Below are 23318 nucleotides of genomic sequence, written 5' to 3'. Positions count from 1 at the left end.
GAAGAAAGTAGGAGTGGGGATCGGGATGGCGGGACGGACGGCCGGTCAGGCCGATCCTGCCCCGGAGGCCGGAAGGCTGAACGGCAGCAGCGCGACCGTGATGTTGTCGTGGCCGCCGCCGTCGAGGGCGTGGCCGACGAGGACCTGGGCCGCGTGCAGCGGGCGGGCGGAGGCGTCGGCCGGCATGATCCGGGCCATCTCCTCGGCCGCTTCCGCGTAGTTCCACAGGCCGTCGGTGCAGACCACCACCACGCCCGGCCGGTCCGGTTTGAACGCGGCGGTGTGCGGCTCCAGTTCGTACGCGTCGGCGCCGAGCCAGCCCGTGATCGCGTGGGCGCGCTCGTCCGCGTACGCCTGCGCCTCGTTCATCAGGCCCGCCGCCACCATCTGCGCGGCCCACGAGTCGTCCTCGGTGAGCCGGGCGGGCGGCGCGGTCCGGTCGTCGGGCACCCAGTACGCCCGGCTGTCGCCGACCCAGCCGACCACGAGCAGCTCGCCCGCGACGACGGAACCGACGATGGTGCAGGCCGGCGCGTTGCTGTGGTGGTCGCGCTCGCCGGAGCCCGGCCCCTGCTCCGCCAGGGAGTTGACCGCCTCGGCGGCGGCCACGATCGCCTCGTGCATCGCCTGCTGCGGGTGCGTGCCCCGCGGCAGCGCCGCCACGAGCGCCGCGTTCGCCGCGCAGGCCGCGGCGCTGGACGCCTCGTCGGGCCGGGTCGCCGACGACACGCCGTCGCAGACCACGCCGACCGCGGCGGGCGTGCCGTCCGGCAGCGCGGCCGACGCGACGGCGAAGCTGTCCTCGTTACGGTGGTGCCGCAGCCCCCGGTCGCTCACGGCGGCGACCGCGGGCAGCTCCTCCTCCATGTGGTCCCGCTCGCGCGGCTGCGCGTGCCCGCAGTGCTCGCAGTACCCGTCCCCGTCCACCTGCCCGGTGCGACAGGCGACGCACAGCTTCCGCGCCGCACCGGGCGTGGGCCCGGCGGCGGGCTCGGTGGCGGGCTCGGGCGTGGGGTCGGGCGTGGGGTCGGCCCGGAGCGCGGCGCGCGGGTCGGGCGCGGCGAGGGTGAAGTCGCCGTCGGCGGAGCCGGGTTCGGCGGCGTCCGGAGCCGAGGCCGATGCCGCGCCGGGGACGCCGGCCGAGCCTGCGGCCGGGCTCTGCGCGGCTCCCGGCCCCGAGACCGGTGCCGTACCGGCGGCCGCGCCCGGCCCCGCCTGCGGCACCTCGTCGATCCGCACCGGAATCGTCGGCAGGTCGCGGCCGCCCGAGTCCGTGCCCGGCAGGTCGCCGGGGTGCTGGGTGGCCGTGGTCAGGGAGTTGGGGTCGCGGGGCGGGGGCTCCGGCCAGTCCACGGGGAGGGCGATCGGGACCGTCGGGCGGTCCGGCTCGGGGGCGGTGGCGGCCGACAGGTCGTAACCGCACGCGCCGCAGAAACGGTCCCCCGACTCGAGCGGCTCGGCGCACTCGGGGCAGGTCCCCAGAGGGTGCGGGGCCTTGGGCTTCAGGGACATACTCACACCCACGTCCTGGGGCGGTAGCGGTTGGCCCGCTCCACCAGTTCGATCCTCTCCTCGCCCCGCTGGGCGAGCCGGGCGAGCACCCGGTACGAGCGTTCGAGGCCGAAGCGCAGTCCGCGCTCGTCCAGTTCGCTGCCGAGCAGCACCATGCCGGCCGTTCCCGTACCGGCCGTTCCCACAACGGTCGTTCCCGTACCAGCCGTTCCCGTACCAGCCGTTCCCGTACCAGCCGTTCCCGTACCAGTCGTTCCCGCGCCGGGGCTGCCGGAGAGCACCCAGTCGAGCGCCGTGCCGAGCACCTCCGTGGCCAGCCGCTCGCGGCGCACCGCGTCCAGGCCGAAGCCCTGCAGCGCCGAGACCTGCGCGGCGGCCGCCGTCAGGTCGCCGCCGAGCGCCTCGTTCGCCGGGCGGCGGCGCAGCCGGGCGCGGACGGCCGCGACCCGGGCCGCCGTGTAGTGGATGGACGACTCGGGCACGGACTCCAGGGTGTGCACCGCGCCCGCCCGGTCGCCCGCCGCCATCTGCACCCGCGCCAGGCCGAACGCGGCGCTCACATAGCTCGGGTCGGTCGCCCACACGAGGCGGTAGTACTCGGCCGCGTTGTCCAGCTGGCCCAGCACCTCCGCGCACACGCCGAGCGCCAGCTTGGGCGCGGGTTCGCCGGGGAAGGCGTCGTAGACCGCGTCGAAGGCGAGCGCCGCGCTCTCCCGGTCGCCGCCGACCAGCGAGCTGACGCCGCGGTACCAGACCACCCGCCAGTCGTCCCCGTACCCCTGCTCCAGGTTCTCCAGGGCCCGCCCGGCGGCCCCCAGGTCGCCCATCTCGAGCCGGGCCCGCAGCTCGCGCAGGCTCAGTTCGAGCGAGGGGACCGGCGCCGCGTGCAGCGCGGTGATCAGCTCGGCGGGAGCGGCGGCCAGCAGACCGGCGAGGAAACCGGCGTTGGGGTCGCCCGGGTCGACCCGCGGCACCGGCAGTGCGAGCGTCGTCGCGGGCACGTCCAGCGGGCGCAGGAACGCCCCGCCCCGCCCGGCGACGGCGGAGGGAAGCGCTTTGCGGCGCCCACGTCTGGTCTCGCGCGCCCCGAGCACCGACACGTCGTCCGTCTGCTCGTCGAACAGCTCGGTGTCCGTGACCCGCACCTCGGCGCCGAACAGCGTGGAGAGCGCCGGCCGCGGCCGCCCCGACTGCAGCGCCACGACCTCCCGCAGCACACCCGTCAGCTGCTCGGCCATCTCCTGCGCGGAGGAGAAGCGGCGCGCCGGGTCCGGGTCGGTGGCCCGCACCAGGAAGCGGTAGAACGACTCGTACGTGCGCAGGACCTCGATGCCGTCGGGCTCCGGCAGCGAGTCGACGTAGACGTTGGTGTAGCCCTGGAAGTCGAAGGTCAGCACGGCGAGCGTGCGCGCCACCGTGTAGAGGTCGCTGGCCACCGACGGGCCGACCTCGGCGACCTCCGGCGCCTGGTAGCCGACCGTGCCGTAGATCGCCGACTCGTCGTCGTCCATCCGCCGGACCGCGCCCATGTCGATGAGCTTCAGCTGGTCCTCGGTCTGGATCGCGTTGTCGACCTTGAAGTCGCAGTAGAGCAGGTTGCGGCTGTGCAGATGGCCGAGCGCCTCCAGGGCCTCGATGCCGTACGCGCACGCCTGCTCGACCGGCAGCGGATCGCGCCGGCCGTCGGGCGTGCGGCGGTCGTTGGCGATCTCCTTGAGCGACTTGCCGCCCACGTACTCCATGACGATGTAGCCGTCCAGGGAGCCGGTGCGCGGGTCCAGGTGCTCGACGAAGTTGTAGATGCGGACGATGTTGGAGTGCTCGATCTCCGCGAGGAAGCGGCGCTCCGATATCGCGGCCGCCATGGCGTCCTGGTCACCGGTGTCGAGCAGGCCCTTGAGGACGACCCAGCGGTCCGAGACCGCCCGGTCGACGGCGAGGTAGACCCAGCCGAGGCCGCCGTGCGCGAGACAGCCCACCACCTCGTACTGCCCGTGCACCACGTCCCCGGCCCGCAGCTTCGGCACGAAGGAGTACGGGTGGCCGCACTTGGTGCAGAAACCCTCCGTACGGCCCGGCCGGTCACCGCGCGAACGGCCCACCGGGGCGCCGCAGTCGGAACGCGAGCAGAATCGCTTCCTCTCGGGCACCTCGGGGTTCGCCATCACCGCCGCCCGCGGATCCGGACGCGGCACCTCGGGCACCGTCACCAGACCCGCGCCCAGCCGGCCGCGCCCCGACTGCGAACCGCTCGAACCCGAGCTGCGCACCGAGACCGAGCGCGCCGAGCCGTGCCCCGACAGCGAGCGCGACAGCCGCCCGGACACCGAACGCCGGGACGCCGAGGACCGCGAGGACGTCCGGGACGAGGCGCGCGAACTGCTGCGCACCGAGTTGCTGCTCGACCCCTTCGACGACTCCCGGCCCGGCACGGCCATACCGGTCGGGTTGGCCGCGAGCAGCCCGCCCGGCGCGACGACCGGGGCGAGCCCGCACGTGTCGCAGTACAGCTCGCCGCCGCCCATGTCCTCGTACGAGCCCTCGCACGTCGGACGCTGACAACTGCTCACTCCGGACTCCCCGCTCATGATCGATCCCCCCGTGTGTCCCGCGGCCCGGACAGCGTCTCGGCCGCCGCCTGCTGGTAACGCAGCACCGCCTGCTCGGCCGCCCGCAGATCGCAGGGCGCGCTCCACAGCATCCGCCGGGCCGTGTCGTACCGCTCGATGAGGAAAGGGTCCTCCGCGCCGCCGAGCCGCGCCACCTTCGCCTTGTACGCGTCGAGCCGGCCGCGCAGCTCGGCGCGCACCGCGAGCGGCGCGGTCACCGCGGTCAGCGACTCGCGGGCGCGCATCAGCTCGTCCTCCGCCTCCCGCTCCAGGGCGTCAAGCAGCGGCGACAGCCGGTGCCACCGGGCGTGCCGGCGGTGCTCGGCGGCCGTCGCGAGCCGCTCCTGCAGCGCGGTCGGCGGTCCGCTGACCGCCGGCACCTCGGAGGCGGCGATCTTCGCGAGCACCTCGCCGCGGGCCGCGCGGGCCTCGGCGAGGGTGCGGTCCGCGCGGGACAGGACGTCGCGCAGCCGCAGCAGCCGGTCCTCCGAGTCCTGGCGGACCCGCAGCACCGCCTCGATCTCCCGCCGGATGTCCTCCAGGGCGCGGGCCGCCGTGTCGTACCGCGCGGTGTCGGGTCGGCCGCCGCCGGGCGCCGAACTGCCCTCGGCCGGCCGCCAGAACGCCAGCGGGTCCGACACGACCTGTTCCCGCAGCGCCGAGAGCTCGGCCGTGATCTCCTCCAGCTCGTCGCCGGCCGGGTGCTCACCGGGCCGCACCCCCACCGAGTGGGCGAGCGACCGGGTGCGGCCCAGCTCGGCGGCGAGCAGGTCGATCCGGGCGGGCAGCGCCGACCACACCGCGTCCGCGGTGACGACGACGTCCAGCGACTGCGCGTACAGCTCGTTCATCCGCCGGACCAGGGCGTCCAGGCTGAACGACTCGGTCAGCGCCGCCTGCTCCCGCGCCCCGCCCGGCACGTGCACGCTCGCGCCGCGCAGCCGGTCGGTCAGCTCCACCAGCTCCTCGCGGCCCGGCCAGCGGCGCCGGGCCCGCACCTCACGGGCGCCGTACAGGGCGGCGGTGTACGCGTCGAAGTACGCCCACAGCAGGGTGATCGTCCGCTCGGTGGCAGCCCAGCGGACCCGGGTCGTCCCGGTCAGCTCGGCACCTTCGAGCAGCCTGCGGCCCGCGTGGTCCTGCAGCGCGAGGAGCGAGTCCTCGACCGCCTTGTGCTCCGCGCCGAGCCGCGCCAGCGCACGGTCCACCTCGTCCCGGTCCATTACCGGCCCGGGGGGTCCCGCGACGCCCATCGATCACCTCTCGTTCTACTTGTACTTGGGGGCCGGCGGCCCGGATATCCCGGGCAGGTCCGCCTTCAGCCAGGTGTCGTACGCCTTCTGCCAGGGGCCCTGCCGGTACTGCACGAGCACCTGGTTCACCCGGCGGACCAGGTCGTCGTTGCCGAGCTTGGCGGCCACTCCGTAGTACTCGGTGGTGAAGGGCCGGCCCTTGAGCTCGACGGCCGGGTCCTGCGCGGCCTGTCCGGCCGCGAGCGCGTTGTCCGTGACGACGGCGTCGACCTCGCCCATCTGCAGCCGGGCCAGGCAGTCCAGCTGGTTGGGCACGGTCAGCAGGTCCGGGTCGTCCTTGGTGTCGTCGCCGACGTCCTTGAAGACCGCGCCGAACGACTTCTCCTGCAGGGCCTCGTAGGCCGTCGAGCCCTCGGCGGTGCAGATCCGCTTGCCGCTGAGGGAGGAGTCGTAGCCGGTGATCGGGGACGACCTGGGGGCGAGGACCTGCTGGCCGGCCTGGAAGTAGGCGGTGGAGAAGGCGACCTGCTGGATCCGCTTGCAGTTGATGGTCATCGTGCGCACCACGAGGTCGACCTTGTCGCCCTCCAGGGCGGCGATGCGCTGGTTGGTCGGGATGGTGCGGAAGATGACGGCGTTCTCGTCGCCGAGGATGTCCTTCGCGATCGCCTTCGCCAGGTCGATGTCGAAGCCCTGCAGCTCGCCGGGCGTCTCCTTCACCGACCCGTCGGGCTGCCGGGTCACCGTCGGCGGCGTGCGGAAGCCCCAGTTGTAGCTGGACTGGTCGACGCCGACGACGAGTTTGCCGCGCCGCTTGATCTTCTCGACGGTGGGCCCGTCGGCGCCCGACGGCGTCAGCGACGCCTCCGGGTCCTTGCAGGTCTCCGCGCTCTCGGCGCTCTCGCCGTTCTTCGCGGTGACCTGCAGCCCGTTGCCCACCCCGTTGCCCACGCCGGGCGCGCCGACCGGGGTCCCGGGCCGGTCCGCGGTGTGCGGCAGCGCGAGCAGCGCGAGGGAGGCGGTGAGCGCGCAGGCCACGCCCATGGCGGCGACGCCACCCCAGCCGCGCAGCCGTCCGAGGCGGCGGCGCGCGGGTGCGGCGGAGGCGTACGCCGCCTGGACGACCAGCTCGTCCGGACCGGTCGCCGAGTCCTCGCCCGCGGCCCGCCCGGCCACCCGGCGGGGCCGGGGCATGGGCGCGGCCGTGCCGTCCGGTACCCGGCCCGCTCCGGTCGTCCGCTCGACACCGTCCGGCATGTCGCCCCCTCTCACCGGTACTCCGACAGTCTGCGGTTGACGCCGAGGACGGCGCAGGCCGCGGCGAGCACGCCGAGCACGGCCGCGCCCAGCGGCAGCCCGGTCAGTGCGTTCCGGCCGCCGTCGGCGGCGCGGGTGAACTCGTCCTGCTCGTGGGACAGGGCGCGGCCGAGGGCCGCGTCGACCTGGTCGAAGGACTGACCGGTGGACTCGGTCGTGCCGATGATCCGGTTCATGGCGCCGGTGAAGTCACCGGCGTCGTCCAGCTCGCGGGCCTGCCGGTGCCGCCCCCGCCACTCCTCGGCGCGGGCGGTGGCCTCGGTGAGCGGGCCGCGCCCGGCGTCGTCGTCGGCGAGCCGGCCGGCCGTCTTGAGGGCGGTCGAGAGGGTGGCGATGCTGCTGCTGTAGTCGGCCTCGTACTTGTCGTGCTTGCCGTCGTCGGTGAGGACGGCGCCACGGGCGACCACGGTCAGGTTCTCGTTGGCGCGGGCCTTCAGGGAGCTGATCCGGGCCTCGTTGAGCACCTGGAGGGACTCCTGGCCGTGCGCGCGGGCGTCGTCGAGGCCCGCGCGGGCCAGGCCGTGGCCGGTGACGAGCCACAGCAGGGCGACGACGCAGGCGGCGGTCGCCGCGAGCATGCCCTGGTTGAACACCCGGTTCGTCATGCGGAAGTTGCGCAGCTGGGCCCAGACCAGGGCGGCCAGGGCGAGCAGTCCGAGCGCGAGCGAGAGGAACGGCCAGGCGCGCGCCTCGTCGTCGTCCTCGTGCAGCCGCGCGGTCTCCGCCGCGTACAGCCGCTCGGCGGCGGGCAGCAGGTCCCGGCTCATCGTCTGGTTGGCGTACCGCAGATAGGCGCCGCCGAGCGGCAGGCCCTGCCGGTTGGCGGCGCGGGCGCGCTCGATCAGGCCCGTGTAGCGCGGCAGGTGCTCGTTGAGCGTGGCGATCTCGCTCGCGGAGTCGCCGGCGGAGTCGGTGGCGGCGGCGGCCTTGACGAGCAGCCGGGAGGCGGTGGTGACGTCGTCCGCGTATCTCTGGCGGATCTGCGCGGACTCCTGCGGGCCGGCCAGGAAGCCGCTCGCGGCGGTGGCGTCGGCGTCGGCGAGCGAGCGGTAGATGTCGGCGGCGTCGGCGCTCAGCGGCTGGCTGCGGCCCACCACGTCGTCCGCGTAGGAGGACCGGTCGGCGACCTCGAAGGCCGTCACCGCCCCGAAAGCCACGACCAGCAGGGCGAGTACGGCACCGAGGATCCGCAGTCGGCCCGGCTCCGTCGTGGCCGCCCGGCGCAGCACCTCGCGGCCCTGCGCCCAGACCCCGGGCGCCGCCGGCGGCGCCACCGCGGGCGCCTGCCCCTGCCCCGGCTGCCGTCCCGGCTGCGCGGGCACGCCGGGACCCGGCCGCGCGGGCGCGCTTCCGGCGCCCTGCGCCGCCGAGGCGGCGGGCGCGTTCGGCGGGTGTGTCACGTGACCTCCCCCTCGGTCTCAGACGTCGATCCCGTCCTGCCGGTGGAGTGGCGGACGTACTACCCGGCCAGCAGTATGGCCGCAGTATCCCGGCCACACACCGGGATTGTCTCGATCTTGTCGCTGCTGGTGCCTATGGTGCCCCACACCTCGGACGCCTCCGCGAGCGATCCCCCTTTCGAACATCTGTCACTTTGAATACGTCTCCCGGCGGGGATCGGTTCCTTCTCGAACGTCGCCCGATGGAGTGAACGTGCGTACGACAGAAGGGGAGGTCGCCGCTGCCCGGCGGGCTGCGGCGACCTCCCCGGCCGAAGCCTCACGTCAGGCCCCGTAGTACCCCCGCAGCCGCCCCGCCGCCTCCGCGTCCGCGCCCGCCGCGTCGAGCGCGAGCAGGCCGGCGCCGAGCACCGGCGGCGCGGCCACCACACCGATGACCGCCTTCGGGGCCCTCGCGGCGAGCAGTTCGGCGATCCGCGCGTCCAGGCGCGGGTGCCGGGCCGCGAGCACGCTGCCGCCCAGTAGCACCGGCGCCTCCTCGTCGAGCAGGCCGAGCCGCGCGAGGGCGACCGAGGCGAGTGCCACGACCTCCTCCGCCAGCCGGTCCACGAGGGACTGGGCGATCGGGTCGCCCCCGGCGCTCGTACGGAAGAGGACCGGCGTCAGCTCGTGCTTGCGCTCGACCGGGATGCGCCCCAGGTGCAGCGCCTCGATCAGCGCGTACATCGTCGGCAGCCCGAAGTGCTCCGGCAGCGCCCGCGCGAGCGCCGTCGGCTCGCCGCGCCCGTCCTCGGCGCGGGCCGCGAACCACAGCGCCTCCTCCGCCAGCCCGCCGCCACCGCCCCAGTCGCCGGAGATCTTGCCGATGGCGGGGAAGCGGGCGGTGCGCCCGTCCGGGGTCATCCCGACGCAGTTGATGCCCGCGCCGCACACCACGGCCACCCCGCGCGGCTCGTCGACACCGGCGCGCAGTATGGCGAAGGTGTCGTTGCGGACCCGGATCGAGCGGCTCCACTGCCGCGCGTACAGGGCGCGCTCCAGCTCCTGCTCCTCCACCGCCAGATCGGCGTTGGCGAGACAGGCCGCCACGTGCGAGAACGCGGGCGGGAAGCCGCCGCCCCCGGCCGCCTCCCACGCCCGCCCCACGATCTCCGCGACCGTGTCGACCGCCGCCTCCACCCCCACCACCGGGGGCTGGAAGCCGCCGCCGCGCGCCTCGCCCAGGACCGTGCCGTCCGGGGCGAGGACCGCGACGTCGGTCTTGCTGTTCCCCGCGTCGACGGCGAGGAGCAGCCCGTTGAGGTTCACGCCCACGCCAGGTGCTCCCGGTTGTGCGCGATCAGCCGGTCGGTGAGACCGTCCGCCTGCTCGAACTGCCCCACCAGCGGATGGGCGAGCAGCGCCCGGAACACCCGGTCCCGGCCGCCGCGCAGCGCCGCGTCCAGGGCCAGGTCCTCGTAGGCGGTGACGTGCGCGATCAGGCCCGCGTACATCGGATCCAGCTCCGGCACCGGCAGCGGCACCGCGCCCTTCGGCCCGACCGCGGCCTGCACCTCGATCACGGCGTCGTCCGGCAGGAACGGCAGCGTTCCGTTGTTGTACGTGTTCACCACCTGGTACGGCGAGCCGCCCCCGGCACCGGTCCTGCCCCCGGCACCGGTCCCGGCCGCCCCGCTCAGCAGAGCAGCCGCGAGATCCACCGCCGCCTCCGAGTAGAAGGCCCCGCCCCGCTTCGCCAGCAGCGCCGGCTTCTCGTCGAGCGCCGGGTCCCCGTACATCTCCAGGAGCCGCCGCTCCATCGCCGCGACCTCCGCGGCCCGCGACGGCTTGGTGCGCAGCTCGTCGACGACGGCGTCGTGCGCGTAGAAGTAGCGCAGGTAGTACGAGGGGACGACGCCGAGCCGGTCGAGGACCGCGCGCGGCAGCCGCAGGTCGTCGGCGACTGCGGCGCCGTGCTCGGCGAGCAGCCGCGGCAGCACGTCCTCGCCCTCGGGGCCCCCGAGCCGTACGCCGGTCTCCCAGGTCAGGTGGTTGAGCCCGACGTGGTCGAGGTGCACCTCCGCCGGGGCCACGTCGAGCAGCGCCGCGAACTTGCGCTGGAAGCCGATGGCCACGTTGCACAGGCCGACGGCCTTGTGGCCGGCCCGGAGCAGCGCCCGCGTGACGATGCCGACCGGGTTGGTGAAGTCGATGATCCAGGCGTCCGGGTTGGTGCGGCGGACCCGCTCGGCGATGTCGAGCACCACCGGCACCGTGCGCAGCGCCTTCGCGAGGCCGCCCGCGCCGGTCGTCTCCTGTCCGACGCAGCCGCACTCCAGCGGCCAGGTCTCGTCCTGCTCGCGGGCGGCCTGCCCGCCGACCCGCAGCTGGAGCAGGACGGCGTCGGCGCCGTCGACGCCCGCGTCCAGGTCCGAGGTGGTGACGATCCTTCCCTCGTGGCCGAGCCTGGCGAAGATCCGCCGGGCCAGGCCGCCGACCAGGTCGAGCCGCTCGGCGGCCGGGTCGACGAGGACGAGTTCGGTGACGGGCAGGGTGTCGCGCAACCGCGCGAATCCGTCGATCAGTTCGGGGGTGTAGGTGGAGCCGCCCCCCACGACAGCCAGTTTCATCAGTCAGCCCTTCACTCCGGTCAGCGTGACACCCTCGACGAACGCCTTCTGCGCGAAGAAGAACACGAGGATCACGGGGGCCATGACCAGGACGGTCGCGGCCATGGTCAGATTCCAGTCGGTGTGGTGCGCGCCCTTGAAGGACTCCAGGCCGTAGCTCAGCGTCCACGCGGCCGGGTTCTCGGAGGCGTAGATCTGCGGCCCGAAGTAGTCGTTCCACGCGGCGAAGAACTGGAAGAGCGCGATCGCCGCGATTCCCGGCTTCGCCATCGGCAGCACGACCCGGAGCAGGGTGCGCAGTTCGCCGCAGCCGTCGACCCGGGCCGCGTCGAGGTACTCGTCCGGGATGGTCAGCAGGAACTGGCGCAGCAGGAAAACGGAGAACGCGTCGCCGAAGGCCATCGGGATGATCAGCGGCCACAGCGTGCCGGACAGGTCCAGCTGCTTGGCCCAGAACAGGTACATCGGGATGACCACGACCTGCGGCGGAAGCATCATCGTCGCGATCACGAGCATCAGCGCGAGCCGGCTGCCGCGGAAGCGGAACTTGGCGAGCGCGTACGCCACCGGGACGGACGACACCACGGTGAGGACGGTGCCGAGGCCCGCGTAGAGCAGGGTGTTGCGCCACCAGGTGAGGAAGCCCGGCGTGTCGAGGACGCGGACGTAGTTGTCCCACTGCCAGGTGTCCGGGGTCAGGTCGCGGGTGAGCGCCTGCTGGTCGCTCATCAGCGAGGTGAGGAGGACGAAGACGAAGGGGAGGACGAAGAAGAGCGCGGCGGCGATGCCGAGCGCGTGCACCGCGATCCAGTGGAGCAGCGCCTTGCGGCGGGCGGTGCGCGCGGCGGGGGAGGCCCCGGCCTTCCGCATTTCCGCCTCCGGGGCGACTTCGGCGGCGTCGAGGAGTCGGCTCATGGCTGTTCAGTCACCTGCCTGGATGAGACCGCCGCGGCGGCGCATGAGCAGCAGGGTGAAGGCCATGGCCAGGGCGAAGAGGATGAGGGCGGTGGCGCAGGCCGCGCCGTAGTCGAAGCGCTGGAAGCCGAGGTTGTAGACGAGCTGCGGCAGGGTGAGCGTGGACTTGTCCGGGTAGCCGGGCTCGAAGGACTGCCCGGAGCCGCCGATGACGCCCGAGGCGACCTTCCCGGCGACGAGCGGCTGTGTGTAGTACTGCATCGCCTGGATGACCCCGGTGACCACGGCGAACATCACGATGGGCGAGATGTTCGGCAGCGTCACATACCGGAACCGCTGGAACGCCGAGGCGCCGTCCAGCTCGGCCGCCTCGTACTGCTCCTTCGGTACGTCGAGCAGCGCGGCCATGAAGATGACCATGAGGTCGCCGACGCCCCACACCGCGAGCATCGTCAGCGCGGGCTTGGACCAGGCGGCGTCGTTGAACCACGCCGGGCCCGGGATGCCGACCGCTTCGAGCAGCGAGTTCACCGGTCCGGTGCCGGGGTTGAGCAGGAAGACGAAGGCGAGCGTCGCCGCGACCGGCGGGGCCAGGTACGGCAGGTAGAAGAGGGTCCGGAAGAGTCCCGCGCCCGTCTTGATCCTCGTGACGAGCAGGCCGACGCCGAGTCCGAAGACGACCCGGCAGACGGTCATGATCACGACGAGCCACAGGGTGTTGCGCAGCGCCGGCCAGAACAGCGGGTAGTCCCGGAAGACGTACGTCCAGTTGGCCAGGCCGTTGAAGGACGGGGCGGCGAAGCCGTCGTAGTCCGTGAAGGAGAAGTAGACGGTCGAGACCAGCGGGTACGCGAAGAAGACGCCGAACCCGACCAGCCACGGCGACAGGAACGCCGCCGTACGAAGCGCCGCGCGCCGGCGCTTCGAGCGGAGAGTGATCGTGCCTGCCATCGTGCTACTTCGCCTTGGCGATGTCGGTGTCGATCTGCGCGGCGGTCTTCCTCAGGCCGTCCTGGAGGTCGGTCGCCTCGCCCTTCTCGTACTGCAGGGCGAAGTCCTGGATGGTGTTGAGGTAGGTCGCGCCGTTGACCGCGCCGGCCGCGGTGTTGGACTTCGGGTGCGCGGCGATGTCGAGGAAGGTCTTGAAGCGCGGGTCGAACTTCAGGTTCGGCGACTTCAGCGCGTCGAAGGTCGACGGCACGTTGCGGATGCCGTTGGCGAAGGCGACGACGGCGTCGGTGTCCGTGGTCATGAACCTGACCAGTTCCCAGGCCGCGTTCTGCTTCCTGCTGTGCGGCGCGATGCCCATGATCGTGCCGGACAGGTAGCCCTTGCCGTAGTCGGCCTCCTGGCCGTCCGGCACGGGCATCGGCGCGACGCCGATGTCGAACGGCACCTTGGCGTCGGTCGCCATGCCGAGCCGCCACTCGCCGTCGAGCTGCATGGCGACCTGACCGGTCTGGAAGGGGTGCTTGGCGCCCCACTCGTCGCCGAAGGACGTCCGGAACCGTTCCAGCTTCTCGTAGCCGCCGAGCTCGTCGACCATCTTCTTCTGCGTGGTCATCATCGCGGCGATGCCGGGGTCCGTGCCGACCGTCGACTTCCCGTTCGCGTCGAAGTAGGCGGGGCCCCAACTGCCCAGGTAGTGCTCGGTGGTGGTCTCGTAGCCGTGGTAGTTCGGCATGAAGCCGAGCTGCTCGAAGCCGTCGCCCTTGGGCTTGGTGAGCCTCTTCGCGTCGGCGAGCAGCTCGGACCAGGTCTTCGGGGGCTTCTCGGGGTCGAGACCGGCGGCCTTGAAGGCGGTCTTGTTGTAGTAGAGCCCGTACGCGTCCGTCAGCAGCGGCATCGCGCAGCGCCTGCCCTCGAACTGGGTGTAGTCGAGGAGCGTCTTCGGGATCGTCTTCCCGAGGTCCAGTCCGGACTTCTCGATGAACGGCTTCAGGTCGGCGAAGGCGCCCGAGGAGCAGAACTTGCCGACGTTGGACGTGGTGAACGACGACACCACGTCCGGGCCCTTCGAACCGCCCGTGCGCAGTGCCTGGTTGAGCTTGTCGTCGTTGATGTCGCCGACGACGTCGACCTTGATGTTCGGGTGCGCCGCCTCGAAGCGCTTGATGTTGTCGTTGATCGCCTTCACCTCGGACGGCGCCGACCAGCCGTGCCAGAAGGTGATCGTCACCTGGGCGTTGGGGTCGTCGGTGGCGGCGTTGTCCGCGGAGCCCGTACAGGCGGAGGCGAACAGGGCTATGGAGGAGGTGGCGGCGAGCGCGGCGGCGAGCCGGCGGGGACGGGGGCGTGCGGGCATGGCGAGTTCTCCCTGGACGGGCGGGGGGGGCGAGGGGCGTCTGGCTTATCGAGAGGTGTCGAAGACCTCGTCGCGGGTGGCGGCGAGGGCGGATTCGAGGGCCCCGCGCAGCACGGGGTGCCGCTCGACGGCGGCGAGGACGAGCCGCGGCCGAGCCGCCGCGAGTTCGGCGAGCTGGGCCTGGACGCGGGCGCGCAGCGGCTCTCCGCCGGGGCTGACCGCCGCGCCGGACAGCACGATCAGCTCCGGGTCGAGTACGGCGACGAGCGCGGCGAGTCCGGTGGCGAGGCGCTCGGCGTAGACGTCGAGGAGGCGGGCGTGACGCTCGTCGCCGGCGTGGTGCGCGGCGGCGTGCGCGAGCAGCCCGGCCGCGGTCTCCACGTACGGCTGCTCGCGCGTCTCGATCCCGCACGCCCTGGCGATCCGCGGGATGGCCTGCACGCCCGCCAGCTCCTGGAAGCCGCCGGAGTTCGCCTTCGCCACGTGCCGCACGAGCGGCGTCCCGGGCACCGGCAGGAAGCCGACCTCACCGGCGCCGCCGGTGAACCCGCGGTGCAGCCGGCCGCCGAGGACCAGGGCCGCGCCGAGTCCGGTCTCGTTCCACAGCAGCACGAAGTTCTCGTGGTCGCGCGCCGCGCCGAGCCGCTGCTCCGCGATGGCGACCAGGTTGACGTCGTTCTCGTACTCGAAGGGCATCGGCAGCGCGACCGCCAGCTCGTCGAGCAGCGTGGGCGAGTGCCAGCCCGGCAGGTGCGAGGCGTAGCGCAGCCGCCCGGTCGCCGGATCGAACGCGCCGGGCGTCCCGATCACCAGCCGGTGTACGTCCCCGAGCCCGAGCCCGGCCTCCTTGACGGCCCCGTCGAGCGCCTCCACCACCTGCCGCACGACGCCACCCTCGGCCGCCGCCCGCCCGGGCGTCGCGACCCGGAACTCCCCGACGACCTCACCGGTGACATCGGCGACGGCGGCATGGATCCGCTCCGGCGTCACATCCATCCCGGCGGCGTACGCGGCCCCTGGATTCACCCCGTAGAGCTGGGCGTTGGGCCCCGGCCGCCCTTCGGTGGTCCCGGTGACGACGACGAGCCCGGCGGCTTCGAGCCGCGCGAGGAGCTGGGAGGCGGTGGGCTTGGACAGCCCGGTCAGCTTCCCGATCCGGGTGCGGGAGAGCGGCCCGTGCGCGAGCAGCAGCTCAAGCGCGGCCCGGTCGTTCATGGCCCGCAGGACACGGGGGGTGCCGGGGGTGCCCGGGGTTCCGGGGGGAGTACCGGCCATGACGCTGCACCTGCCTGCCTGCGCGGACTGCACTGTTAGGAAAGTTTCCTATTGGGTTGGGAGGAAGGTAAGGCGGACGTCAGCGGGTCGTCAATACCCCGTTCAGGAGCGCGCACCACTCCGGTCGACCCGGCACGGAGAAGGGGCGCCCCGCCGTCATCGGCGGGGCGCCCCTTCGTCGTACGAGTGCGGCGGCTACTTCCCCAGGTCCGGCTTCGGCAGGGGCGTCGCCGCCGCCGACTGCGGCGAGGACGGGGAGGCGAAGACGGACGGGGCCGACATCGCGGCCGTGGGGTCGGCCTTCGGCGGGGTGGGTTCGGTCGCCTGGGGCGGGAGGCCGCCGACGATGCGGATGCCCGCCTCGTCGAGGGCGCGCTTGATGCGCCAGCGCAGTTCGCGTTCGACGCCGAGCTTCTTGCCGGGCATGGTCTTCGCGGAGACGCGGACCGTCATGGAGTCGAGGAGGACCTCCGTCAGGCCGAGGACCTCGATCGGGCCCCACAGGCGCTCGTTCCAGGGCTCGTCCTTGGACATGAGGTCGGCGGCCTCGGCGATCACCGCACGCACCTCGTCCAGGTCCTCGTTCGGGCGGACGGTGATGTCGACGCCGGCCGTGGCCCAGCCCTGGCTCAGGTTGCCGATGCGCTTGATCTCGCCGTTGCGGACGTACCAGATCTCGCCGTCGACGCCGCGCAGCTTCGTGACCCGGAGCCCGACCTCGACGACCTCGCCGGAGGCGACGCCCGCGTCGATGGAGTCGCCGACGCCGTACTGGTCCTCCAGGATCATGAAGACGCCAGAGAGGAAGTCCGTGACCAGGTTGCGGGCGCCGAAACCGATGGCGACACCGGCGACACCGGCCGAGGCGAGGAGCGGCGCCAGGTCGATCTTGAAGGCGCCGAGGACCATCAGGCCGGCCGTGCCGAGGATGAGGAAGGAGGCGACGGACCGCAGGACGGAACCGATCGCCTCCGAGCGCTGGCGGCGGCGCTCCGCGTTCACGAGGAGACCGCCGAGGGCCGTGCCCTCGACCGCCTGGGCCGACCGGTTCATGCGGTCTATCAGCTTGGTGAGCGCCTTGCGGACCAGCATCCGCAGGGTGAACGCCACGACCAGGATGAGGACGATCTTCAGGCCGGTGTTCAGCCAGGTGGACCAGTTCTGCTCGACCCAGCCCGCGGCGTCCGTCGCCCGCTCGGCCGCCTCGTCGAGGGTCACCGGTACTTGCGTCGGATCGTCGGCGGCCAGCAGGGCGGCGGACCAGGACACGGCGGGCACGGGGGGACCTCCAGGCAGGCGTTCGCAATCCATCCACACTAGCGGGGGACGCGCGGTGCCCCCGGCGCCGTGGCGCACATGTGCAATGGGGAAGACGGGCCACGGCCGGGGAAGACTCCCGAAAGCGCGCCGATGTGGTCGAGAACACCTCAGGGGCATTACTCCCACGTGGTGGCGCACCGGCCCGGCATGAGGAGAGACTGGTTGCAGTTTCGTCCCGGCGCGAGCCACGCGCCGCCGGCGTCATAGGAGGCATCCGTGCCGCATGTCCTGGTCCTCAACGCGTCGTACGAGCCACTCGGCGTCGTACCGCTCCGCCGCGCGCTCGTCCTCGTCCTCGAGAACAAGGCCCTCTGCCTGGAGGAGTCCGGCGCCTTCCTGCACAGCGAGAGCCGTGTCGTCGCCGCGCCCAGTGTGGTGCGGCTGAAACGGTTCGTGCGGGTCCCCTACCGGGGGCCCGTTCCCTTGACCCGCAGAGCCCTGTTCGCCCGCGACGGCGGGCGCTGCGTGTACTGCGGTGGCGTCGCAACCAGCGTCGACCACGTCGTTCCACGCAGCCGCGGGGGGACGCACGCCTGGGACAACGTGGTGGCGGCCTGCCGCCGCTGCAACCACGTCAAGGCCGACCGGCACCTGCGCGAGCTGGGCTGGCGGCTCCATCACCAACCCGCCCCGCCGACCGGACTGGCCTGGCGGATCATCGGCACCGGCCATCGCGACCCGCGCTGGCTGCCCTACCTCCAGCCGTACGGCGCGGACGACGTCCTGGCCCGGATCGACTCGGTCGCCACAGTTCCTCAGGGGAAAGCTCCCCAGGGGGCCGTGACGACGGGTTGAGCCGGGCCGTCGACGTTCACGAGGGGTCGGGCTCCGTGCCCGGCTCCTCCGCCGTCTGCCCAGGCGTCGGCCCGGCCGTCTGCCCCGGCGTCGGCCGCGCCGTCACCGGCGGAGCCTCCTCCACCGCGTACGCCTCCACGGACCACAGCGAGTAGCCGTACTCCGAGCCGCGCGCGTCCCCCTGCACCCGCAGGAAGCGCGTGCCCGGCGCGTCCATCCGGACCGACTCCACCCCGCCCCGGCCGTCGCGGACCGTCGCCGCCGTGCGCCAGACGCGTCCGTCCGACGAGACCTGGACGCGGTAGCGGGCGGCGAAGGCGTCCTGCCAGCGCAGCACCACACGCCCGACCCGGGCCGGCTCCGCCAGCTCCATCTGCCACCAGGCGCCGTCCTCCAGGGGCGAGGACCAGCGGGTCGCCGGGTCGCCGTCCAGGGCGTACGCGGCGGGGAAGTCGGGCGTCTCGTCGCCGGACGACGAGGCCGTGGCCGTACGGGCCAGGTCCGGGCCGCCCGTGCGCGGGAAGGCCCGCACGGTCAGGACCCGCTCCTCGCCCTCGAACGACACGGGCACGGCGTACGAACCGGCCGGCACGTCCGCCGCGACCGACACCTCCAGCGGCACGGTCGCCCTCGACCCGCGCGGCACCGCGACCTGCGTGGCGACCTCCTTCGGCAGCCGCACCGTGATGCCCTTCGGCGGCCGGGCCGCGAGCGCCCCGCGCACCTCGCCGGCGCTGCGCCCCACCAGCGTCACGTCCACCCGCTGCGCCGGGCCGCCGATCTCGGCGTCCGTCTCGGTGCGGGCCAGTTCCAGGCCGGCGCGCGGCTCGTCGGCGAACCACGGCACAAGCGAGCGCACCCGCCCGGGCGCGCCGTCCCACACCACGCGCAGCGCGTCCGCCCGCAGGCCCTTCAGATCGGCCTGGGTCCAGCCCGAGGCGGTGAGCGGGCCGATCCGGCGCCAGCCCTCGCCCGGCACGTACGCCTCCAGGAAGCCCACCGGCCCGCCGCCCGCCGTGGCACCCGGCTCGGTCATCACCGTCAGGGCCGTCAGCGGCCGCGAGCGGTCGAGCCGGACGGTGTACGAGCCGTCCGGCGCGGCCACCTCCGGCTTCACATCGGGGCGGCGCTCCCGGTCCGCGCCGGTCCAGGCCGCCGACTCGGCCGCCGCGCGGGCGAGGAAGCCGTCCAGGACACCCTTGCCGACCGTCACCTGACTGCCCGGCTGCCCCGGGCGCAGCTCGGCGCGCCGCCGCTCCAGCTCCAGCTGGGCCCGCCACGCCCCGGCGCCGTCGCCGCGCGCCTGGGCGAGCAGCATGTCGACGGCCGCCTCGCCCGCCGCGCCGTACCGGGCGAGCCGGTCGAGCCACGGCCGGGCCTCGGTGGCGAGCGCGCCGTCCGCCGTTCCCTTGAGGCGCGCGGGCGCCTGGCGCATCACGGTGAACGCGGCCCGCAGCTCGCGTGCCGCCTTCTCCCGTACGGCCCGGTCGGGGCTCGTGCGAGCCGCCCAGAAGGCAGCCGTCAGCGGCTTCAGATAGTCCGACTCGCTGTTCGGGGCCAGGATCGAGCTCGCGCCGTTCCCGGCGAGGGCCCGCAGCGCCTCACGCGCGGCCGGGTCGGGGCCGGCCAGCTCGTCGACGGCGGCGCGCCAGGACGCGTCGGGCCGGTAGCCCTTGGGGTTCCAGGCGAAGTCGGCGGTGGTGAACAGGGCCACGCGGGAGGCCGCGGCCTGCTCCATGGCAGTGGCGAGGAAGGCGGCGGAGCCGACGGCCGCGGCCGGCTCGCGGCCGGTCGTGGGGCCGAGGAAGAGCCGGTCCTGGGCGTAGTCGTTGACCGGGTAGTTGTCCATGGTGACCAGCGGGTGGCGCAGCGCGCCCCTCGCCCCGGCCAGTTCGCCGCCGGTGATGGTGCGCGGCACCACGCCGACGCCCGTCCACGCCACCTCCACGCGCGGGTCGAGCGCGCCGGCGAGCGCCGTGCGGTAGTCGGTGGCACCGTCCTGGTAGTACTCGGTCGGCACCAGCGACAGCGGCGCCGCGACGCCCGGGTACGTCACCCTCAGGTGCGCGGCGACCGCGTTCGCGACGTGCGCGTGCGCGCGGGCGGCGGCGCCGGGGCCGCTGCCGAAGGCGTCGGCGTCGTCGTCGCAGGCCCATTCGCTGTAGCTGACGTCCTGGAACTGCAGCTGGAAGGCGCGCACCCCGAGCGCCCACATCGCGTCGATCTTGTCGTTCAGCGCGGCCACGTCCGCGTCCGAGGACAGGCACATGGCCTGCGCGGGCGCCACGGCCCAGGCGAGCGTGACGTGGTTGGCCTCGGCCCGCGCGGCCAGCTCCCGGAAGGCGGCCCGCTCGGCGGCCGGGTAGGGCTCGCGCCACAGCGCCCGGCGGTACGGGTCGTCACCGGGGGCGTAGAGGTAGCGGTTCTGCTTGGTGCGGCCCATGAAGTCGATCTGGGCGAGCCGTTCGGCGGGCGACCAGGGGCGCCCGTAGAAGCCCTCGGTGAGGCCGCGGACGGCGGTGGAGGGCCAGTCGCGCACGACGACGGCCGGGAGGGCCCCACGCGTGCCCGCGAGCTGACGGAGCGTCTGCACGGCGTGGAAGAGGCCGTCGCCGCCGACGCCGTCGAGCGCGACCGTGTCCCGGCCCTGGAGGCGGCCGGTCGCGAGCCGGTAGCCGCCGGCGGGCAGATCGGCCCGCTCGGGTGCCTTCAGGGCCCGCAGCGCCGCCTGCGTCTCGGGAGCGCCGCCCATCCGGATCACCGGGCCGCGCCCGGGCAGCGCCTCGTGCACGGTCCGCACCCCGGCCGCCCGCAGCAGCTCGCGCAGCGCGCCGACCGCGTACGGATCGGCGCCCGGGGCCGCGAGGAGGGTGACCTCGGTGCCGAGCGTGACGCCGGGGCCGCCGGCGGCGGTCAGCGACTGGGGCCGCGGCCAGACGGCGGGCGTCGCGTCGGCGCCGGGCCGGTCGGCGGTGGGCTGGTCGGGGGCGGTGGCGGGGGAGGGGGCGCCCGGGGCCGCGTACGCGCCGCCCGGTACGACACCGCCGAGGAGCCCGCCGATCACCGCGACCGCCACGGCCGTCGCCGTCCGCTTCCCGCGTCCGGCACGTCCGGTCCCGCCTCCGAGGTGCACGCGCGACTCCTCTCACCCTTGAACGGTTGTGCCCCCTTGGGTCACAAGTGGATTACGGGATACGAGCCCACCACCCGATCCGACGGAGTGTCAATGTGCGTGGTCGAACTGTCCGCATTGCCCGGTGGCCTTTCGGCGAGCTGGCACCGTTTCGCCGAATTCCGCCGGTAAAACGGGGAGCGGTGGGTAGGGCTCCTCCTGCTGACCCCAGCGCGTCCCACCGCGCCTGTCGAGACGAACCCGGAGACCCCGTGACCGCCACCGACCACGAGACCGACCACATCCGCGGCACCCGCGGCAAACGGATAGGGATCCCGCGGCAGGGCACCCCGCTCACCAGCGAACCGCCCCTCGCCGACACCGCGCCCCTCACCAGCGAACCGCCGCTCATCGAGGCGGCCCCCCTCACCAGCGAACCCACCGCCCGCGCCACCGCGGGCGGTTCGGAGTCCCCCGGAGTGTGACGTGACCCTGGCCCGTCTCGCCGCCCTGCACGGCGTCGCCACCGAGTACGCCCCCTCCGCGGGCGTCACGGTCACCGTGCCCGAGGCCACCGTGGTGGCCGTCCTGCGCGCCCTTGACGTCGACGCCTCCTCCCCGGAGGCGGTCGCCGCGGCCCTCGGCGCGGCGGAACGGGCCGGCCGGGAGCGGCTGCTGCCGCCCACCCTGGTCCGGTGGCAGGGCGAGGAGCCCCAGGGCCCGCCCGGCGGCCTGCCGCCCGGCACCCGGATCACCGTCACCACCGAGGACGGGGAGACCCTCACCGCGCCAGGGAATCCCGACGGGCCCGACCTGCCCCTGGACCTTCCCCTCGGTGTGCACCGCCTCACCGCCGAGGCCCCCGACGGCCGCCGCTCCACCTGCACCCTCGTCGTGGCCCCGGCCCGCGCCCCCCAGCCGCCCGCCCGCGCGCACGGCCTGCTCGTCCAGCTCTACTCCCTGCTCTCCGGCCGCTCCTGGGGCATGGGCGACCTCGGCGACCTGCGGGAGCTCGCCGACTGGGCCGGCCGTACCCACGGCGCCGGATTCGTGCAGGTCAACCCGTTGCACGCGGCTGTGCCCGGCGCGCCCACCGATCCCTCCCCGTACCGCCCGTCCTCGCGCCGCTTCCCCGACCCGGTGCACCTGCGGATCGAGGACCTGCCCGAGTACGCGTACGTCGACCCGGCCCGCCAGGGCGAGCTCGACCGGATCCTCGGCGACGCCGCCGAGCAGCGCGAACGGGTCCTCGGCAAGGGCGCCCTGATCGACCGGGACGCCGTCTGGGACGCCAAGCGGCGCGCCCTGGAGCTGATCCACACCGTGGAACTCGGCCCCGGCCGCCGGGCCGCCTACCGCGACTTCCTCGCCGAGCGCGGCCGCGCCCTGGAGGACCACGCCACCTACCAGGCCCTCGCCGAGCGGCACGGGCACCAGTGGCGCCGCTGGCCCGAGGAGCTGCGCGATCCCCGTACCGCCGAGGCCGCCGTACGGGCCGACGCCGAGCTCGCCCAGCGGGTCGACTTCCACTGCCGGCTCGCCTGGCTGACGGACGGCCAGCTCGCCGACGCGGCGCGCACCGCCCGCGAGGCCGGGATGCCGGTCGGGATCGTCCACGACCTGGCCGTCGGCGTGCACCCGGACGGCTCCGACGCCTGGGCGCAGCAGCACGTCTTCGCCGCCGGCATGTCCGTCGGCGCCCCGCCCGACGCCTTCAACGCCCGCGGCCAGGACTGGGGCCTGCCGCCCTGGCGCCCCGACGCGCTCGCCGCCGAGGGCTACGCCCCGTACCGCGGACTGCTCCGCGAACTCCTGCGGCACGCGGGCGCGCTGCGCATCGACCACGTCATGGGCCTGTTCCGGCTCTGGTGGGTGCCGGAGGGCCTGGCGCCGACCGAGGGCACGTACGTGCGGTACGACTCCGAGGCCATGCTCGCGCTCCTCGTCCTGGAGGCCCACCGGGCCGGGGCGGCGGTCGTCGGCGAGGACCTGGGCACCGTCGAGCCGGGCGTGCGGGAGGCGCTCGCCCGGCGCGGGGTGCTCGGCACGTCGGTGCTGTGGTTCGAGCGCGACTGGACGGGCGGCGGGCGGCCGCTGGCCCCGGACGAGTGGCGGGCCGGCTGCGTGGCCACCGTCACCACCCACGACCTGCCGTCCACCGCGGCCCGGCTGACCGGCGACCACGTGACGCTCCGCCACCGGCTGGGGCTGCTCACGGGCGATCTGGAGCGGGAACGCGGCCGGGACGGCGCCGAGACCGCCGAGTGGCTCGGCGTGCTGCAGCGGCTCGGGTTCCTCCCCGAGGGGCCGGGCGACGAGGCCGCCGAGGTTCGCGCCTTCCACCGCTTCCTGGCCGCCACCCCGGCCCGGATGGTCGGCGTGTGGCTGCCGGACGCGGTGGGCGACCGCCGGCCGCAGAACCTGCCGGGCACCTGGGACCAGTACCCCAACTGGCGGCTGCCGGTCGCCGACCCCGACGGACAGCCCGTCACCCTGGAGCAACTGGCCGCCTCGCCCCGGGCCCACGACCTGCTGCGGACGGTCGCGGAACGGGTCGCGGAGGAGGGCGGAGGGGGCGTGCGCGCCCGTACGGCACCCCCGGGCGCGCGCTCCGTTTAGGTGTTCGCTACTTTTGCACCGTGGACAAGAAGAACGCCCTGCGCGCCGGCGCCGTCGCGGCCGGTACGACGCTGATGATGCTGCTCATGTCGTCCCCCGCGCTCGCGCTGACCCGCGACGACGGTGACGACCCGGCCCCGGGGCTGAGTGTCGCCCAGACCCTCGGCCTGTACGTGGGCCTGCCGATCCTGCTGTTCCTGGTCATCGCCGGCCTGGTGATGGACATGCTTCTCCCCTGTCATTCCTGCGGGTTCGGCGTGCCCGCCCCCTCCTGACC

The 23318-nt window shown here is 74.1% G+C and carries 17 protein-coding genes; 4 read left to right on the top strand and 13 right to left on the bottom strand.

Features of this window, described 5'->3' with window-relative positions:
- Nucleotides 1–45 precede the first annotated feature (45 nt).
- The 12 genes from ACWEV0_RS10685 to ACWEV0_RS10630 all read right to left on the bottom strand — a co-directional run bounded on the left by ACWEV0_RS10685 (nucleotide 46) and on the right by ACWEV0_RS10630 (nucleotide 16506).
- A complete protein-coding gene (locus ACWEV0_RS10685) occupies nucleotides 46–1512 on the bottom strand; it encodes a PP2C family serine/threonine-protein phosphatase (protein WP_453148432.1) in 1467 nt (488 codons plus the stop codon).
- Between the two features lie 2 nt (nucleotides 1513–1514).
- Complete coding sequence (locus tag ACWEV0_RS10680) at nucleotides 1515–4100, bottom strand: tetratricopeptide repeat protein (protein WP_453148318.1); 2586 nt, start codon at nucleotides 4098–4100, stop codon at nucleotides 1515–1517.
- Entirely contained in the window at nucleotides 4097–5374 is a 1278-nt protein-coding gene (locus ACWEV0_RS10675) for a hypothetical protein (RefSeq protein ID WP_453148316.1), read from the bottom strand. The genes ACWEV0_RS10680 and ACWEV0_RS10675 overlap by 4 nt, the downstream gene beginning before the upstream one ends.
- A gap of 15 nt (nucleotides 5375–5389) precedes the next feature.
- Nucleotides 5390–6418: a glutamate ABC transporter substrate-binding protein gene (locus ACWEV0_RS10670; RefSeq protein ID WP_453148430.1), complete on the bottom strand. Its 1029-nt coding sequence runs from the start codon at nucleotides 6416–6418 to the stop codon at nucleotides 5390–5392.
- Between the two features lie 224 nt (nucleotides 6419–6642).
- Nucleotides 6643–8091, bottom strand: a complete 1449-nt coding sequence (locus ACWEV0_RS10665) for a hypothetical protein (protein ID WP_453148314.1) — start codon at nucleotides 8089–8091, stop codon at nucleotides 6643–6645.
- Between the two features lie 324 nt (nucleotides 8092–8415).
- Nucleotides 8416–9405, bottom strand: a complete 990-nt coding sequence (locus tag ACWEV0_RS10660; protein WP_453148312.1) for an N-acetylglucosamine kinase — start codon at nucleotides 9403–9405, stop codon at nucleotides 8416–8418.
- Nucleotides 9396–10700 (bottom strand): 6-phospho-beta-glucosidase, encoded by a 1305-nt coding sequence (locus ACWEV0_RS10655; protein WP_453148310.1) that lies wholly within the window; start codon nucleotides 10698–10700, stop codon nucleotides 9396–9398. The genes ACWEV0_RS10660 and ACWEV0_RS10655 overlap by 10 nt, the downstream gene beginning before the upstream one ends.
- A 3-nt stretch (nucleotides 10701–10703) precedes the next feature.
- On the bottom strand, nucleotides 10704–11615 hold the full coding sequence (locus ACWEV0_RS10650) for a carbohydrate ABC transporter permease (RefSeq protein ID WP_453148309.1): 912 nt from the start codon (nucleotides 11613–11615) through the stop codon (nucleotides 10704–10706).
- Nucleotides 11616–11621: 6 nt separating this feature from the next.
- Nucleotides 11622–12566 carry a carbohydrate ABC transporter permease gene (locus ACWEV0_RS10645; RefSeq protein ID WP_453148307.1) on the bottom strand — a complete coding sequence of 315 codons (945 nt, stop codon included), beginning with the start codon at nucleotides 12564–12566 and terminating at the stop codon, nucleotides 11622–11624.
- A gap of 4 nt (nucleotides 12567–12570) precedes the next feature.
- Nucleotides 12571–13920, bottom strand: a complete 1350-nt coding sequence (locus tag ACWEV0_RS10640; protein WP_453148305.1) for an ABC transporter substrate-binding protein — start codon at nucleotides 13918–13920, stop codon at nucleotides 12571–12573.
- 45 nt (nucleotides 13921–13965) lie between these two features.
- On the bottom strand, nucleotides 13966–15195 hold the full coding sequence (locus ACWEV0_RS10635) for an ROK family transcriptional regulator (RefSeq protein ID WP_453148304.1): 1230 nt from the start codon (nucleotides 15193–15195) through the stop codon (nucleotides 13966–13968).
- A gap of 195 nt (nucleotides 15196–15390) precedes the next feature.
- Nucleotides 15391–16506: a mechanosensitive ion channel family protein gene (locus ACWEV0_RS10630; RefSeq protein WP_453148303.1), complete on the bottom strand. Its 1116-nt coding sequence runs from the start codon at nucleotides 16504–16506 to the stop codon at nucleotides 15391–15393.
- A gap of 225 nt (nucleotides 16507–16731) precedes the next feature.
- Here ACWEV0_RS10630 and ACWEV0_RS10625 point away from each other — a divergent pair, with 225 nt between their 5' ends.
- On the top strand, nucleotides 16732–17310 hold the full coding sequence (locus ACWEV0_RS10625; protein WP_453148301.1) for an HNH endonuclease: 579 nt from the start codon (nucleotides 16732–16734) through the stop codon (nucleotides 17308–17310).
- Between the two features lie 16 nt (nucleotides 17311–17326).
- On the opposite strand, the gene ACWEV0_RS10620 is transcribed toward ACWEV0_RS10625, so the two are convergent.
- Nucleotides 17327–20443 carry a beta-N-acetylglucosaminidase domain-containing protein gene (locus tag ACWEV0_RS10620; protein ID WP_453148300.1) on the bottom strand — a complete coding sequence of 1039 codons (3117 nt, stop codon included), beginning with the start codon at nucleotides 20441–20443 and terminating at the stop codon, nucleotides 17327–17329.
- A gap of 251 nt (nucleotides 20444–20694) precedes the next feature.
- On the opposite strand from ACWEV0_RS10620, the gene ACWEV0_RS10615 reads away from it, so the two are divergent.
- Genes ACWEV0_RS10615 through ACWEV0_RS10605 form a run of 3 tightly spaced genes read left to right on the top strand, consistent with a single transcriptional unit; the run spans nucleotide 20695 to nucleotide 23316 of the window.
- Nucleotides 20695–20907: a hypothetical protein gene (locus ACWEV0_RS10615; RefSeq protein WP_451606356.1), complete on the top strand. Its 213-nt coding sequence runs from the start codon at nucleotides 20695–20697 to the stop codon at nucleotides 20905–20907.
- A gap of 1 nt (nucleotide 20908) precedes the next feature.
- The gene (gene malQ, locus ACWEV0_RS10610; RefSeq protein ID WP_453148298.1) at nucleotides 20909–23041 is read left to right on the top strand and encodes a 4-alpha-glucanotransferase; all 2133 of its coding nucleotides are present in this window, start codon (nucleotides 20909–20911) and stop codon (nucleotides 23039–23041) included.
- A gap of 20 nt (nucleotides 23042–23061) precedes the next feature.
- Nucleotides 23062–23316: a hypothetical protein gene (locus ACWEV0_RS10605; RefSeq protein ID WP_453148296.1), complete on the top strand. Its 255-nt coding sequence runs from the start codon at nucleotides 23062–23064 to the stop codon at nucleotides 23314–23316.
- Nucleotides 23317–23318 lie beyond the last annotated feature (2 nt).

This window comes from Streptomyces sp. NPDC003943, from assembly GCF_053605265.1.
The sequence above is the reverse complement of the archived record's forward strand: the minus strand, read 5'-3'. Positions and strand labels throughout refer to the sequence as shown.